This window comes from Azospirillum aestuarii, assembly GCF_016632405.1.
Lineage (GTDB): Bacteria > Pseudomonadota > Alphaproteobacteria > Azospirillales > Azospirillaceae > Azospirillum > Azospirillum aestuarii.
The window spans coordinates 57,410-73,345 of record NZ_JAEPIV010000015.1 but is presented as its reverse complement, the minus strand read 5'-3'; the positions used below and the strand labels follow the sequence as shown (position 1 = coordinate 73,345).

General features: G+C 67.5%; 14 protein-coding genes. 9 read left to right on the top strand and 5 right to left on the bottom strand.

Annotated elements, in window-relative coordinates; all coding sequences use genetic code 11:
* Window positions 1–89 precede the first annotated feature (89 nt).
* The 4 genes from JJL56_RS22040 (at window position 90) to JJL56_RS22025 (ending at window position 4,937) form a co-directional block, all read left to right on the top strand.
* Window positions 90–1,223 carry an ABC transporter ATP-binding protein gene (locus JJL56_RS22040; protein ID WP_200486285.1) on the top strand — a complete coding sequence of 378 codons (1,134 nt, stop codon included), beginning with the start codon at window positions 90–92 and terminating at the stop codon, window positions 1,221–1,223.
* Between the two features lies 1 nt (window position 1,224).
* Entirely contained in the window at window positions 1,225–3,009 is a 1,785-nt protein-coding gene (locus tag JJL56_RS22035) for an ABC transporter permease subunit (RefSeq protein WP_200486284.1), read from the top strand.
* A 49-nt stretch (window positions 3,010–3,058) separates the two neighbouring features.
* Window positions 3,059–3,979 carry a 4-hydroxy-tetrahydrodipicolinate synthase gene (gene dapA, locus JJL56_RS22030; RefSeq protein WP_200486283.1) on the top strand — a complete coding sequence of 307 codons (921 nt, stop codon included), beginning with the start codon at window positions 3,059–3,061 and terminating at the stop codon, window positions 3,977–3,979.
* Between the two features lie 85 nt (window positions 3,980–4,064).
* Entirely contained in the window at window positions 4,065–4,937 is an 873-nt protein-coding gene (locus JJL56_RS22025; protein ID WP_200486282.1) for an IclR family transcriptional regulator, read from the top strand.
* A gap of 5 nt (window positions 4,938–4,942) precedes the next feature.
* Here JJL56_RS22025 and JJL56_RS22020 read toward each other — a convergent pair whose 3' ends face one another.
* The 4 genes from JJL56_RS22020 to JJL56_RS22005 form a co-directional block, all read right to left on the bottom strand.
* Window positions 4,943–5,821 (bottom strand): cation diffusion facilitator family transporter, encoded by an 879-nt coding sequence (locus tag JJL56_RS22020; protein WP_200486281.1) that lies wholly within the window; start codon window positions 5,819–5,821, stop codon window positions 4,943–4,945.
* Window positions 5,822–5,988: 167 nt separating this feature from the next.
* Window positions 5,989–6,639: a DsbA family protein gene (locus JJL56_RS22015; protein ID WP_200486280.1), complete on the bottom strand. Its 651-nt coding sequence runs from the start codon at window positions 6,637–6,639 to the stop codon at window positions 5,989–5,991.
* A 39-nt stretch (window positions 6,640–6,678) separates the two neighbouring features.
* A complete protein-coding gene (gene lspA, locus JJL56_RS22010) occupies window positions 6,679–7,209 on the bottom strand; it encodes a signal peptidase II (protein ID WP_200486279.1) in 531 nt (176 codons plus the stop codon).
* Between the two features lie 11 nt (window positions 7,210–7,220).
* Entirely contained in the window at window positions 7,221–9,416 is a 2,196-nt protein-coding gene (locus JJL56_RS22005) for a heavy metal translocating P-type ATPase (RefSeq protein WP_200486278.1), read from the bottom strand.
* Window positions 9,417–9,876: 460 nt separating this feature from the next.
* On the opposite strand from JJL56_RS22005, the gene JJL56_RS22000 reads away from it, so the two are divergent.
* From JJL56_RS22000 to JJL56_RS21980, 5 genes are all read left to right on the top strand, one after another.
* Complete coding sequence (locus JJL56_RS22000; protein WP_200486277.1) at window positions 9,877–10,092, top strand: hypothetical protein; 216 nt, start codon at window positions 9,877–9,879, stop codon at window positions 10,090–10,092.
* 843 nt (window positions 10,093–10,935) lie between these two features.
* On the top strand, window positions 10,936–11,217 hold the full coding sequence (locus JJL56_RS21995; protein ID WP_200486276.1) for a DUF4212 domain-containing protein: 282 nt from the start codon (window positions 10,936–10,938) through the stop codon (window positions 11,215–11,217).
* 17 nt (window positions 11,218–11,234) lie between these two features.
* Entirely contained in the window at window positions 11,235–12,998 is a 1,764-nt protein-coding gene (locus JJL56_RS21990) for a sodium:solute symporter family protein (RefSeq protein ID WP_200486275.1), read from the top strand.
* 98 nt (window positions 12,999–13,096) lie between these two features.
* On the top strand, window positions 13,097–14,956 hold the full coding sequence (locus tag JJL56_RS21985; protein ID WP_200486274.1) for a DUF294 nucleotidyltransferase-like domain-containing protein: 1,860 nt from the start codon (window positions 13,097–13,099) through the stop codon (window positions 14,954–14,956).
* Window positions 14,957–15,000: 44 nt separating this feature from the next.
* Window positions 15,001–15,528, top strand: coding sequence for a hypothetical protein (locus JJL56_RS21980; RefSeq protein ID WP_200486273.1), 528 nt, complete (start codon window positions 15,001–15,003; stop codon window positions 15,526–15,528).
* A gap of 132 nt (window positions 15,529–15,660) precedes the next feature.
* On the opposite strand, the gene JJL56_RS21975 is transcribed toward JJL56_RS21980, so the two are convergent.
* Complete coding sequence (locus tag JJL56_RS21975; RefSeq protein WP_200486272.1) at window positions 15,661–15,915, bottom strand: DUF4167 domain-containing protein; 255 nt, start codon at window positions 15,913–15,915, stop codon at window positions 15,661–15,663.
* Window positions 15,916–15,936 lie beyond the last annotated feature (21 nt).

Here is a 15,936-nt window from a genome sequence, read left to right as displayed (position 1 = left end):
CGCGACCGGCCCCCCTTCCTGTTTGGCGGGGCCGGTCGCGGGGCTCCCGCATTTTTCCCCACTCCCTTTTCGACGCGAGGAGACCTGCCATGTCGTCGTCCAGCCTAACCGTCCAGGGCCTCGCCAAGCGCTACGGCGATTTCGTGGCGCTCGCCCCCACGGATCTCGTGGTCGCCGACGGTGAATTCCTGACCCTGCTCGGCCCCTCGGGCTCGGGCAAGACGACACTGCTCAGTCTGCTCGCCGGGCTGGTTCCGCCCGACGAAGGAATCGTGCGCATCGGCGCGCAGGACGTGACCTACGCCCCGCCCTACGAGCGCGACATCGGCGTGGTGTTCCAGAACTACGCCCTGTTCCCGCACATGACGATCGCCGAGAACATCGCCTTCCCGCTGAAGATGCGGAAGATCCCGGAGGCCGAGGCGAAGAAGCGCGCGCGCGAGGCGCTGGAGATGGTCCACCTGCCGCACATCGCCGGGCGCTACCCGCGCGAGCTGTCGGGCGGCCAGCAGCAGCGCGTCGCGCTGGCCCGCTGCATGGTCTACAAGCCGTCGATCATCCTGATGGACGAGCCTCTGGGCGCCCTGGACAAAAAGCTGCGCGAGCACATGCAGCTGGAGATCAAGCATCTGCACCGCGAGCTGGGAACGACGGTCGTCTACGTCACCCACGACCAGGAAGAGGCGATGACGATGTCCGATCGCATCTGCCTGATGAATTCCGGACGCATCGAGCAGCTGGGCACGCCGGCCGACCTCTATTTCCGCCCGCGCACGCTGTTCGTCGCCGACTTCCTCGGCGAATCCAACCTGCTGCCGGCGGTGCTGGGGCCGCGGCTGGGCGACGAGGCGGAGATCCGGCTGGGCAGCGCCGGCATTCCAGGCCGCGCACTGGCCAACGGCCAGGACCTGCCGCCGGGCTCCCCGGTGCGGGTGATGGTGCGCCCGCAGAACCTGACCATCACTCGTCCCTCGGACAACGGCGCCGCAGGGGTGATGGGCCGGGTGTCCGACGTGATGGTCACCGGCAGCCTGACCAAGGTCTACATGCGGCCGCTCGACGACGCCCTGCCGCCGCTGGTCGCCGCCTTCGCCACCCGCAACGAGGCCGAGGCGATCCGCATCGACGATGTGCTGGCGCTGTCCTGGGACAGCCGCGACGCCGTGGTGATCGCGGACCGCGGCCCGGCGGCCATGCCCGCAACCACGGCCAAGGCGGCCTGACATGAGCGACCAGATCATGACCATGCCCCACGCCGCCCCACGGCGCGGCGCCCCACCGGCCTGGCGCAAGCCGGTGCTGATGGGCGCACCCATCGTCCTGCTCCTCACCGTCTTCCTGGTCTTCCCGGTCGGGCAGCTTCTGGCGCTCAGCGTCTACAACGGCCAGGGCTTCACGCTGGCGCCCTACCAGCAGCTCTTCTCGTCCAGCCTCTACGTCACCGTGCTGTGGATCACACTGAAGATCTCGCTGGCGACGACGCTGGTCGCGGTGGCCGGGGCCTACCCCATCGCCTACCTGATCTCCGTCACCAAGGGGCCGGCGAAGAGCCGCCTGATCTTCTGGGTGCTGCTGGCCTTCTGGACCAGCTTCCTGGTGCGCGCCTTCGCCTGGGTCATCATCCTCGGCCGCAACGGCGTCATCAACGGCACGCTGATGTCGCTGGGCATCATCGACCGGCCCATCGACCTGCTCTACGGCTTCGGCTCCGTGCTGGTCGGCATGGTGCACGCCATGCTGCCGCTGGCGGTGATGACCATGCTGGCGGTGATGGAGAACATCGACCGCACCCTGCCCCGCGCCGCCAGCACGCTGGGCGCGCGTCCCGGCACCGCCTTCTGGACCGTCTATTTCCCGCTGTCGCTGCCCGGCGTCGCCGCCGCGGCGATCATGGTCTTCGTGTCGGCCATCGGCTTCTTCATCGTGCCGGCCCTGCTCGGCGGGCGGCGCGAGACGATGATCACCCAGCTCATCATCGACCAGATCCAGCAGACGCTGAACTGGGGCCTCGCCGGCGCCATCTCGGTGCTGCTGCTGACGGTGGTGCTGGCGGTGTTCGTGCTCTACGACCGCGTCTTCGGCTTCGCAACGCTGACCGGCGAGACCGCGGAGACCGCGCACAACCGCGACACCGCCATGCGGCGGCTGGGCGGCCGGGTACTCGGGCTGCTGGGTGCCGCGAGCGACGCCCTGCTCGGCCTGTTCCCGCGCCGCCGCCCGCGCGGCACCGGCGAGATGCCGTCGGCCACGCTGCGGACGCTGGTGTGGTCCATGCTGGTGCTCGTCAGCCTGCCGGCCTTCCTGATGATCCCGCTGTCCTTCGGCAAGGCCGGGCTGGCCTGGCCGCCCACCGGCTTCTCCCTGCAATGGTACGAGCAGCTCTTCCAGTCGCCGCTGTGGATGCAGGCGCTGACCCGCTCGCTGGTGGTGGCCTTCGGCACCGGCCTGCTGTCAATGGCGATCGGCGTGCCGGCGGCCTTCCTGATGGTGCGCAGCCGGATGCGGGGCAAGGGCGCGATGCTGGCCTTCATCCTGTCGCCGGTGATCGTGCCGCGCATGATCATCGCGGTCGGCATGTTCTACCTGTTCGCCCAGATGGGGCTGGTCGGCACCATCCTGGGTCTGGTGATCGGCCACACGGTCGTCGCCGTCCCCTATGTGGTGATGACGATGACGGCGGTGCTGCGCAACTACGACACCCGGCTCGACCTCGCGGCGCAGAGCCTGGGCGCCCGTCCGCTGGCGGCGCTGCGCCACGTCACCTTCCCGATCCTGGGGGCCGGCATGCTGTCGTCCTTCCTGTTCGCTTTCGCCACCTCCTTCGACGAGCTGACCATCTCGCTGTTCTCGTCGGGCGGACTCAGCGCCACCCTGCCCAAGCAGTTCTGGGACGAGGTGACGCTGCAGGTCTCCCCCGTCATCGCGGCGGTGTCGACCGGTCTCCTCGTCTTCGTCGCGGTGCTGATCTACGCCGCGGACCGGCTGCGCCGGCGCAGCCTGGCCTCCTGATCCTTATCAGCACCGACGCCTCACCTCTTCGCACTTCCAAGGATACATCATGCTCGATGCCACCAAACTCCGCGGCATTCTGCCCGCCACCCCGACGCCGGTGACCGCCGACGGCACGATCGACGTCGCGGCGTCGAAGGCGCTGTTCTCCTGGCTGAACCGCCAGGGGATCGACGGGGTGGTTCCGCTGGGCGGCACCGGCGAGTACGGCGCACTGGCGCGGGCCGAGCGCAACCGCTTCGCCGAACTGACGGTCGAGGCGATGGCGGGCAGGAAGCCGGTCATCGCCGGCGTCCTCGACACCGGCTATCACGACGCCCTGGCCGCGGGCCGCGATTTCGCGGCGGCCGGCGTGGACGGCCTGCTGGTCCTGACGCCCTACTATACCAACCCGACCCAGGCCGGCATCCGCGACTACTTCCTGCGCTACGCCGACGAGTCGCCGGTGCCGATCCTGATCTACGAGATCCCCTACCGCACCCGCATCGCCGTCGATCCGGAGGTCCTGCACGAGCTGTCGCGCCACGAGCGGATCGTCGGCATGAAGGCCTGCAACACCGACATGTACCATTTCCTGCGCACCATGGCCGGGCTGGACCCGTCCTTCGCCATGCTGAGCGGCGAGGACACGCTGTTCCCGCTGCATGTGGCCGCCGGCGCCAAGGGCGGCATCGTGGTCACGGCCAACCTCCTGCCGCGCGCCTGGCGCCTGGTCTTCGACCTCGCCTCGTCCGGCAGGACCGCCGAGGCGCTGGAGGTCCACCGCACTCTCATCCCGATGATGAACCTCGCCTTCGCCGAGACCAACCCCGGCCCGATGAAGTCGGTGATGGGCCTGATCGGCGTGAACGCTCCGGCGATGCTGCCGCCGCTGCGCGAGCCGCGGTCGGAGCTGCGCGAAGCGCTGAAAAGCGAACTGGCGCGCCTTCTGACCACCTATGAAGGGCTGCCGGCGGCCGCGGTGGCCTGACCGGTGGCAACGCTTGCGCGTGGCATCCGGTGCGCCGGATGTTATGCGTAGGCGAACCATGCCGACGACGCGAGGACGAGCACCCATGAAGGCCGGAAAGACCACCAGGACGGGCGGCATGGCGGAGGGCGAGGACCAACGGACCGACACCGCACCGGCCGTGAAGCCGAAGGCCGACCCGCGCGAGTCGTCGCTGTTCGTCGGCTCGACCGAGAAGACCTTCCAGATCCTGCACGCCTTCGACGGCCCGCACCGGCAGATGCCGCTGTCCGAGATCGCCAAGGCGGCGGGGCTGGACCGCAGCGCCACCCAGCGGCTGGTCTACACGCTGGAGACGCTGGGCTATCTGCGGCGCGTCCACGGCACCCGCAACTACGCGCTCAGCCCGAAGCTGCTGCAATTCTCCTACAACTATCTGCGGGCGAACGAGCTGATCGAGAAGGCGTCGCCCTACCTGCTGGACATCAGCCGCAGCGTCGGCGAAACCGCCAATCTGCAGGAGCTGGACGGCCACGAGATCGTCTTCGTCGCCCGTTTCCCCGGCCGGCATCTGGTGAACATCGACATCATGGTCGGCAGCCGGCTGCCCGCCTACTTCACCGCCTCGGGCACCGCCATCCTGTCGCGCCTGTCGGCGGAGGAGCGGGAGGAGATCCTGGCCCGCACCGACCTCCGCCCGCTCACCCCCTTCACCGTGAACGACCCCGGCCGCCTGCGCGCCCGCGTGCAGGAGGCGGCGGAAAAAGGCTACGCCGTGGTGACCAACGAGACGGTGATGGGCGACATCTCGGTCGCCGCCGCCATCACCGACGAGCATGGGCACGCGGTCGCCGGCCTGAACATCTCCGTCCCCACCACCCGCTGGACGCCGGAGACGGCCGAGCAGGAACTCGCCCGGCATGTCCAGGTGGCGGCGACCTCGATCTCCGTCAACAAGTTCGCCGGCTATCCGCGGTAGCGGCGTCACGGGTGCCCCTGGTCGGTGTGGGCGCACCCGCCGTGCTCCAGCTGCACCGTGGCGTGCCGGATGCCGAACCGCTCCTCCAGGACCCGGTTGGCGTCGCGCAGCACCCGGTTTCGGTCGGCGCCGTCCTCGACGACCGCGTGCAGGGTCAGCAGGGGGCGTTCCGTGTTGAGCGACCAGACATGGACATGGTGGACGTCGAGCACTCCGGCGACCTCGCCCAGGGCGGCGCCGACGCTGGCCGCGTCGATGCCCGGCGGGGTGCCTTCGAGAAGGATGTGCCCGGCCTCCTTCGTGATCCTCCAGGCGCTGCGCAGGATGAGCAGGGCGACCACCACCGACAGGATCGGGTCGATGGGCATCCAGCCGGTCCACAGGATGATCAGCGCGGCGGCGATGGCGCCGACCGAGCCGAGAAGGTCGCCGAGGACATGGACGGCGGCCCCGCGGACGTTCAGGTTCCCGTTCCCGCCGCGGCTCAGTATCCAGAAGGCGAGGATGTTGACCAGCAGCCCCAGCGTGGCGATGACCAGCATCTGGGGTCCCATCACCTCGACCGGATCGACGAGGCGCCCGCCCCCTTCCACGACGATCCACAGCGCGATGGCGAACAGGCTGATCCCGTTGGTGTAGGCGGCCACCACCTGGAAGCGGTGGTAACCGTAGGAGCGCAGCGGGTCGGCCGGGCGGCGGCCCAGGCGGAAGGCGAACCAGGCGAGCGCCAGCGCCGCGAAATCGGTCAGCATGTGCCCGGCGTCCGCGAGCAGCGCCAGCGAGCCGGAAACGATGCCGCCCACCACCTCGGCCAGCATGAAGCCGCCGGTCAGCAGCATCACCCAGAAGACCTTGCGCTCGCTGCTTTCGGTCACCGTCGGCATGTCGTGGCTGTGGCCCACTTCGCCGTGCCCGTGGCCGTGCCCGTGGCCATGTCCGTGATCGTGCGTGTGACCGTGCCCATGATCGTCACCATGATGATGTGCCATGTGATCAGCCCATGCCGTGTGTCAGTCCGTGGAATCGTCGAAACGGGCGGCGTGCCGCGTCATCAGGACGGCGGCAGGAGCGGCCGCAAGGCGTTGAGGAACGCCTCGTAGCTCAGCACCCCCTTGTGCGTCTTGCCGTCGATCACGAAGGACGGGGTCGAGTCGATCTGGTGCTTCTCCGCGCCGTCGAGACGCGACTGGAGGATGGCATCGCTGAGAGCCTGGTCGTCCAGACACGCCTGGAAGGTTTCCTTCGGCAATCCGGCCAGCAGACCGTAGCGGGTCAGGCTCTCGCGCGGGTCCTTGGCGTGGGACCAGTCGTCCTGCTTGGCGAACAGCACCGACAGGATGGCGAAGTACCGGCCGGGCGGCACGCAGCGGGCCAGGACGGCGGCATCGAGGGCCGCCCGGTCCAGCGGGAAATCCCGGTAGACGATGCGGATCTTGCCGGTGTCGATCAGCTCCTTCTTCACCTGGGGCAGCACCTCGTTGTGGAAGGTGGCGCAGTGGTGGCAGGTGAGGGACGCGTATTCGATGACCTCGATGGGCGCGTCGGGGCTTCCCAGGACGCGCGGGGCCGTCGCCGTCGCGGGGACTTCCGGAGCCGGTGCGGCGCCCGGGGATTGCGCCAGGGCCATGGGCGCGCCAGCCAGCAGGCCGATGGCGCCGAGCAGGGCCACCGCCCGGCGCCGGTTGAACGGAAGGACGGTCATTGTCGTTTTCTCCTCGATGTCCACCAGGGAAGCTCGCGATCAGGGCTGCTTGCCGACCCGCCCACCGGTCTCATCGCTTGCGACCCGTCGCGGCCACAGCCCGGAGATCAGCAGCAGCCCGACGCCGCCGGTAATCCCGATGTCGGCGACGTTGAAGGTCGGCCAGTGCCATCCGAAGGCGTGAAGGTCGATGAAATCGGTGACGGCGCTCTGGCGCAGACGATCCACGACGTTGCCCACCGCACCGCCCGCGATCGCGCCGAAACTCGCCGCCTCGGTGCGGCTGTCCGAACGGGCCGCCCAGACCACCAGAACCGCGACGACGAGCAGCGCGGCCCCGGAGAGCAGCCAGGGTCCGTAGGCGCTGTCGTTCTCCAGAAGCCCGAAACTGACGCCGGTGTTGAAGCCGAGCACCAGATTCAGGAAGGGCGTCACTTCGATCAGCCGCGGCGGCGCCAGGAGCTGCTCCAGCGCCGCCCATTTGGTGAGCTGGTCGAGGACCAGGACCATGGCGCCGACGGCACCCGCCAGTTTCAAGCCGGCGGACGGGGCCGCCCATGTGGTCTTCATGATTCCTTCCTTCAAGCAGCCGGCTGTGAAGCCGGGAGGCGTCCGCCCCTGCGGCGGAGCAGGCGCAACGCGTTGAGCGTGACGATGATCGTGGCCCCGGTGTCCGCAAGGATGGCCAGCCACAGGTCGGTGATCCCGAACAGCGTCGTCACCAGGAAAATCGCCTTCAGGCCGAGGGCGAAGGCGACGTTCTGGCGGATGTTGGCCAGGGTCGCCCGCGACAGGGTGACAAGCTCGGCCACCCCCTCGACCCGGTTGCCCAGCAGGGCGGCGTCGGCGGTCTCCAGCGCGACGTCGGTGCCGCCGCCCATGGCGATGCCGACGTCGGCGGCGGCCAGGGCCGGGCCGTCGTTGATGCCGTCGCCGATCATCGCGACCGTCCCCTGCCCCTTCAGGCCCACGATCGCCCGCAGCTTCTCCTCCGGCAGGAGTCCGGCCTCGACCGCCAGGCCGAGCGTCCGGGCGACCGCCTGACCGGTGTGCCGGTTGTCGCCGGTCAGCATGACGCTGCGCACGCCCAGCCCGCGCAGGGCGGCGATCCCCTGGGCGGCGTCGGGCCGCGGCTCGTCGCGGAGCGCCAGAAGGCCGATGGGCCGGCCATCCGCCAGGACCGCGGCGACCGTCTTGCCATCCTCCTCGAGGGCGGCGACGGTGTCGACGGGCAAGGACCCGGCGCCGCCCCGTTCGATGGCGTGACGGGGGGAGCCGACCTCGATCAGGCGCCCGCCGACCACCGCCTGCACCGCCCGCCCCGGAACGGCCTTGCGGTCGCGCGCCGGGCGCAGCGGCACGCCGTCGGCTGCCGCGCGCTCCACGATGGCGCGGGCCAGCGGATGGGAGGAGCCGTTCTCGGCGGTGGCGGCGAGACCGAGAAGCGTGCGTTCGGTTCCGTCGAGCGGGACGATGTCGGTGACGCGCGGCTGTCCCAGGGTCAGCGTGCCGGTCTTGTCGAAGGCGATGGTCCGCACCTTGCCGATCGCCTCCAGCGCGGCGCCGCCCTTGATGAGCAGGCCCCGCCGGGCACCGGCGGCGATCCCGGAGGCGATGGCCGCCGGGGTGGAGAGGACCAGCGCGCAGGGGCAGCCGATCAGCAGCAGCGCCAGACCGCGGTAGATCCAGCTGTGCCAGTCCCCGCCGAAGCCCAGCGGCGGCACCAGAATGGTCAGGACCGACACGGTGATGACGGCGGGGGTGTAGCGGGCGCTGAACCGCTCGATCCAGCGCGCGGTGGGCGATTTGGCAGCCTGCGCCTCCTCCACCAGTTGGACGATGCGGGCGATGGTGTTGTCCGACGCCTTGCGGGTGACGCGGACGCGCAGCACCCCGGTGGCGTTGATGCCGCCGGCGAAGACCGGGGAGCCCACGGATTTGGTGACCGGCACGGACTCGCCGGTCACCGGGGATTCGTCGATGTCGGACTCGCCCTCCTCCACCACGCCGTCGGCGGACACGCGGTCGCCGGGCCGGACGAGCACGAGCTGTCCGACCTCCAATTGCTCCACCGGCACCGCGCGGGCGCTCTCACCCTCGATCAGCAGCGCGGTCCGCGGGACCAGCGCCGACAGCGCCCGGATGCCCGATCGGGCGGTTCCGGCGGCGACACCCTCCAACAGTTCGCCGATGGCGAAGAGCAGGACGACCACCGCGGCCTCCTCCGCCTCGCCGATGGCGAGCGCGCCAAGCGTCGCCACCGACATCAGCATCTCGATGCTGAAGGGCGAACCGGAGCGGGCAAGCCGGACGGCCCGGCGCCCGAAGACGGCCAGCCCAAGCAGGGCGGCGGGCAGTGGCGCGTGATCCGCCACACCCGGCACCAGCCAGGACAACAGATAGCCGCCCACCACCAGCAGTCCGATCAGGATGGCGATCCGGCCCCGGCCGGTCTGCCACCAGCGGGGCTCCTGCCGGGCCGTGGGATCGAACGCTGCGCCGCCGCCCTCGGCGACATGGAGCGTGTCGGCGGGCTCGACCCCGAAGCCAAGCCCGCGGATGGTCGCCTCGACCGCCGAGCGCGGCGTCGCGGCCTCGTCCAGCGTCAGTCGCAAAATCTGCGAATGGTGGTTGAGCCCGACGCCGGACGCCCCCGGCAGACGGCGCAACGCGGTTTCGATCTTGCCGACGCAGCTCGGGCAATCCATGCCCGCCACCCTGTAGCGCATGGGCTGCCCAATGACCGGTGGGGCGGCCTCCATCGTCTTGTCCTGCATGATCCACTCCGACCGGCGGTGTGGCGGGCCGCGGTGGGAACGAATGCGCGGCTGCCTGTCGTGCGCCATCCTGGACCCTGGAGTCACTACAGGGTCAAGAGGGATTTTCTCCGGTCGGGACGCTACCGGGACCACCGCGAAGGCCGGGGTAAGCCGCACCGCGCGGTCGATCCGGACAGCGGCGAAATCCTCGCCCGGCAAACCCGCCCCGTCCGCGGGATTGGCCCGCAGATAGGACTTGATTTGTTTGCATGACCAACGCACAAATTATCGCATGATGTGTGTGGCAACTCACCTGCTGACCGGAGCCAGGGCCATTGCGATAGCCCTGCTTTTGTCATTGGTGCCGTTGCTGATGTCGGCGCGGAGCGCACACACCGAGATACTGCCCATCCCCACGAACGTGCAGTACGACGTCACATCCGTCACATCCGCGAATGCCGAGGAGTCGGCGGTCACCATGGCCGACGACGCAGTGCGGGACAGCATCGTCGCTGTCCTGGAGAGCAGCGACGGAGACGCCGAACGGAGCCGCGACGAGGCCGTTCCTCTCGTGGCATCGCCCCGATCGACCCCCGCCGAATCCATCGCGCTGTTCTCCGAGCACGACGACCGCGCTCATTGGGCCGCAACGCCCTGCTGGCGTCCTCCGACGCATCTCTCGACCGGCGCGTAAGCGCGGTCCCTCCGGCTTAGCCGAAGGCGCGGCCCAAGAAGGCTGACGCAACAGGCACGTCCATTTGGTGGACGATCCCGCGCCTTTCCCTGCCGCGCCACCGAGCCGCCACCAGCCGTCATTCCGTCACGTCGAAGTACGGCGGACAACGAAACATCGCCGCACGAAAAAACGGCACCTCAGCCGAAGCCAAAGTGCCGATTGAGTGTGACGCACTAGAAAGAAAAAGTACCGCACAGCGCCCTTCCGCAATACCGACAAGCGTAAACTGGCCCACAAAGCCGCATGAGCCTGTTCCACACATATATCTGTAGAATAGGCAAGAAAAAGCTTTTACGAACACTTGCCGCCTTACGTTACACCAAACGGTGCCGCGCAAGCACTATACGGACTGATAGAATGTAATCATCGGATGACGGTAAGTCAACGATGATAAACTTCTAGATTATTGCTGCATTGCAGCAACTGAAATGGATACATACGCCATCAATACCACCAACGCTACTGCACTCACGCCCCTGACATAGGCCAACAGGAAAAACTGTTCTATGATTTTGCGGGCTCAATCATGTCTGAGTTAGGGGAAGTGTGCCCAACGAGCTGGTTGGTTGTGCACTGCACTGCCGCCTATGCCTAGGGATTTCCTGGGACCTGTTACCGCCAGACATCGGTGAAAGCATCTATTTATCTGACGTTGTTTACGTTCCTCTAGACCGCTTCGCGAAAAAACGATATGACCACAGGGAAGCAGGTCACGCGAGAAGCCCGCCGTGGAACGCCGCTCCCAGCCCCTCGCGAACGGCCCTGCGCCACAAAATATTAAAATCCAGGGGGATCGCACTTATGACAGTGAACAGCGCAGATTCAGCACAGACGGCACAACGCAACAGCTATTGGCAGGCATCGCTGCGCCTCATCATGCTTTGCCTGGTGATCTGGTTCGTTGTTTCCTATGGATTTGGTATTCTTCTCGTCGACCAACTGAACGCGATCAATTTCGGCGGCTTCAAGCTTGGCTTCTGGTTCGCGCAGCAGGGCTCGATCTATGTCTTTGTCGCCCTGATCTTCTTCTATGCGCTGCGAATGAACGTCATCGATCGGCAACACGGCGTTCACGAAGACTGAGCGAAGGGGCAACGGGAATGGAACTCAAGACGCTTACCTATCTCGTCGTCGGCGCCAGCTTCGCGCTCTACTTCGGGATCGCCCTCTACACCACGGCGCGCAGCACGGGCGACTTCTATGTGGCCGGCAAGGGCGTGCATCCGGTCGTCAACGGCATGGCCACGGCGGCCGACTGGATGAGCGCCGCCTCCTTCATCTCGATGGCCGGCTTGATCGCCTTCCTGGGCTATGGCGGCTCGGTCTACCTGATGGGCTGGACCGGCGGCTACGTGCTGCTCGCCATGCTGCTGGCCCCGTACCTGCGCAAGTACGGCAAGTTCACGGTACCGGAGTTCATCGGCGACCGGTACTATTCCAAGGCCGCCCGACTGGTGGCGGTGGTCTGCCTGATCTTCATCTCCTTCACCTACGTCGCCGGCCAGATGCGCGGCGTCGGCATCGTGTTCTCCCGTTTCATGGAAGTGAGCGTCGAGACTGGCCTGATCGTCGGCATGGGCATCGTGTTCGTCTACGCGGTGCTGGGCGGCATGAAGGGCATCACCTACACCCAGGTGGCGCAGTATGTCGTGCTGATCTCCGCCTACACGGTCCCGGCCGTCTTTATCGCCTTCAACCTCACCGGCAATCCGGTGCCACAGGTCGCCATGGGCTCGGAGCTGACCACGGGCGGCTACATGCTCGACCGGCTGAACACCCTGGTGACCGACCTGGGCTTCGCGGCCTACACCGACGGCAACAAGACGACCATCGACATCTTCTGCATCACGCTGGTGCTGATGGCGGGCACCGCCGGCCTGCCGCACGTGATCGTGCGTTTCTTCACCGTGCCCAAGGTGCGTGACGCCCGCTCGTCCACCGGCTGGGCGCTGGTGTTCATCGCCCTGCTCTACACCGTGGCCCCGGCGGTCGGCGCCATGGCCCGCTTCAACCTGACCACCACGATCCAGAACGGCGACGTCGGCGTCGCCACCGCGAATCTGGAGTACGAGCAGCGCCCCGAGTGGTTCAAGCGCTGGGAGAAGACCGGCCTGCTGGCGTTCCAGGACAAGAACGGCGACGGCCGCATCCAGTACTACAACGACAAGAATCCGCAGTTCGCCGAGAAGGCCTCCGCCTGGGGCTGGAAGGGCAACGAGCTGACCGTCAACAACGACATCATGGTGCTCGCCAACCCGGAGATCGCCAACCTGCCGAACTGGGTGATCGCGCTCGTGGCCGCGGGCGGGATCGCCGCCGCGCTCTCCACGGCCGCGGGTCTGCTGCTCGTCATCTCGTCCTCGATCTCGCACGACCTGATGAAGGGCGCGCTTACCCCGAACATCACGGAGAAACAGGAACTGACGGCGGGCCGACTGGCCGCAGCCGTGGCCATCCTGATCGCGGGCTATCTCGGATGGAATCCACCGGCCTTCGTGGCCCAGGTGGTGGCCTTCGCCTTCGGTCTGGCGGCGGCATCGCTGTTCCCGGCGATCCTGATGGGCATCTTCTCCCGGACGATCACCCGCGAGGGCGCGATCGCCGGCATGCTGACCGGCCTCATCTTCACGATGGGCTACATCCTGTACTTCAAGGGCATCTTCATCACGCCGTTCGCCGCCGACGTCCCGGCCAACTGGATGTTCGGCATCTCTCCGGAGGGCATCGGCTCGGTGGGCATGCTTCTGAACTTCCTCGTGGCCTTCGCCGTCAGCAAGGTGACGGCGGCCCCGCCGCGTGACGTGCAGGAGCTGATCGAGACCATCCGCCTTCCGGCGGGTGCCGGAAGCGCTCACAGCCACTGACACGGCTGGGTCGGATGACCGAGTGAGGAGAGCGGACCCCGCGGCACGCGCGGGGTCCGCTTTACCCCTTTCCACCGCCCGTGCCGCGGAGCCCTGCCGTGAACGCCGAACCGACCGATTTCCACGCCTTCCTGGGGCGGCATCATCCCTTCGACCTGCTGCCGCCCGACACATTGGCCGAGGTCAGCGGCAACCTGACCGTCCGCGACGTCCCGCGCGGCACCGTCGTGATGACGCCGGGTGAACCGGCGAACACCCTGCACATCGTCTGCTTCGGCGCCGCCGAAACCCGCAGCCCGGACGGCGAGTTGCTCGCGCGGCTGGGCGAGGGCGAGTGCTTCGGCGTGCGCGCGATCCTGCGGGGCGGCATCGCCGTCAACCGTACCGAGACCATCGAGGACACGCGGCTGCTGCTGATGCCGTCCGAGATGTTCGACCGGTTGCGCCGCAACCACCTTCCCTTCGCCTATCATTTCGCTGCGTTCGAGGGCGGTCGCCTTCAAGACTCCGTGAATGGGATTCCGGGCACGCGCGGCTCCGATCTGCTGAACAAGCGCGTCGGCGCTCTGCTGGCCCGTGATCCGGTCACGGTCCCAACGGGCACCGCGATCCGTGATGCGGCGCGGACCATGCGCAACGAGCGGGTGTCCTGCGTGATGATCACCGACGGCGGTGCGCTGGTGGGCATCCTCACCGACCGCGACCTGCGGAACCGTGTCGTCGCCGAGGGGCTGTCCATCGACGCGACGGTGGAACGGGTGATGACCCGCGATCCGCTGCGCATGCAGGTCGCGGATTACGCGCTCGATGCGCTGATGCTGATGTCTCGCCACAACATCCACCATTTGCCGGTGATGCGGGATGGTGCCGTGGCGGGCTGCCTGACCGCGACGTCGGTGGTCGAGAGTCACACGGCCTCACCCGTCTTCCTGGCCCGGAACATCCACAACGCCGAATCGCCCCAAGGGGTATGGGAGGCGATGCGGGGCCTGCCGGGTCTGGTCCATCAGTTGACGGAGTCCGGCGCCACGGCGCACAGCATCGGGCACATCGTGTCGGCGCTGACCGACGCCGTCACCGTCCGCCTGCTTCGCCTCGCCGAGGACAGCCTCGGCCCGCCCCCGGTCCCCTACGCCTGGCTGGCCGCCGGGTCGCAGGCCCGCCATGAGCAGACGGCGCTGTCCGATCAGGACAATTGCCTGCTCCTGCACGACAGCTACGACGAGCAGGAGCACGGCGCCTATTTCGAGGCGCTCGCCGATGCCGTCTGCCAGGGGCTGAACGCCTGCGGCTACGTCTACTGTCCAGGCGGGATGATGGCGATGAACCCGCAGTGGCGCAAACCGCTGTCGGTCTGGAAGAGCTATTTCCGTCGTTGGATCGAGGAGCCGGAGCCCAAGGCGCTGATGCTGTGCTGCGTCTTCTTCGACCTGCGGCACGTCCACGGCGATCCGGAGCTGCTGAACGGACTGCACGACATCGTTCTGGAAAAGGCCAAGTCCAACCGGATCTTCCAGACCTACATGGCGGGCAACGCGGTTTCGCGGCACCCGCCCATCGGATTCTTCCGCAACCTCGTGCTGATCCATGGCGGCGAGCACGACCGGACGCTCGACCTGAAGCACAACGGCGTGGTACCGATCGTCGACATCGCGCGGCTCTATGCCCTGGCCGCCGGTAGCCCGGCGGTCGACACCGCCGACCGGCTGCAGGCCGCGGCGGCGGCAGGGGCGCTCAACCAGAAGACCGCCGCGGATCTGATCGACGCGCTGGAGTTCATTGGCATCACGCGCCTGCGTCATCAGGCGCGGATGGCCCGCGAGGGCAAGCCGACGGACAATTTCCTCTCTCCTGCGGAGTTGTCAGGTTTCGAAAAAGGCAATTTGAAAAGCGCCTTCTTCGTGGTCAAGACCATGCAGACCGCGATGGCGTCGACCTATCAGCTCGGTCGTTTCTAGCGACGGGCTTTCCATGCGAATCATTGGTTGTTTCAGGTGGGTTCATGCTTTTTGAAATCATAATCGTCGTCTGCGCGGCCTTCGCCATGAGCGGCGTGACGCTGATCCTGTCACGGCTGCTTCGCGTCCGGTTGCCCAAGGCCGTCATTCCGATCGTGGCAGCCGTCAGCATCGTGGCCGCCACCGCTTGGCTTCGCCACAGTTGGGCCGACCGTGCCGCCTCGTCCCTTCCCGAAGGGCTGAGCGTCATCGCGACGGTTCCCTACAGCAGCGTGCTGGAGCCATGGACACTCGTCCGGCCCCGCGCCGGTGGACTGATGGTCTTGGATGGGCGGGAAACCATGCGTCATCCCGATCATCCCGATCTTGCGCTGGTGTCCATCCTGTTGGTGGAGCCGAACGCGGAAACGATCAAGAGCCGGCACATCGTCGACTGCGCCAAGCGCCGCCGGGCGCCGGTCACCGCCGACACGACCTTCACCCAGGACGGGCTGCCGAAGCCGGAGGTCTGGGTATCCGACGAGGAGCCCAAGGCATTGTACGGCGAGGTTTGCAAAACGCCCCGAGGGTAAGCGAGCCTGCCCGTTGCTCAATCAGATCGCCGAGCCGATGGCCTTGAACCGCTCTGGTTTTCCCGGAGGCCTTTTGGCATGAGTCACGCCGCCACGGCCCGAGGACGCTGATAACGGTGGATCAGCGGAGCCTCAGGGATCGTTGCGGCCGTGGGCCACGCGGAACCAGTGCTCCGCGTGCTGACGACAGGTTTCGGCTTCGACGGAATCACCGGATCGCTCGGCATCAGCGGAACGGGCGAGCCACTGGACGTGCTTTTGCTGGGCGGAGCCATTGACCTTCTGGTGCGCTCGCGCCGGGGCTCCCTGCACGGCTTGCCGTTGAGCCGCTTTACCGAACCGTGGCTGCCGATGGGCTCGATCACCAGCCGGATTGTCGAAAGGCATGAACGTTGATCCTTGGGTGGT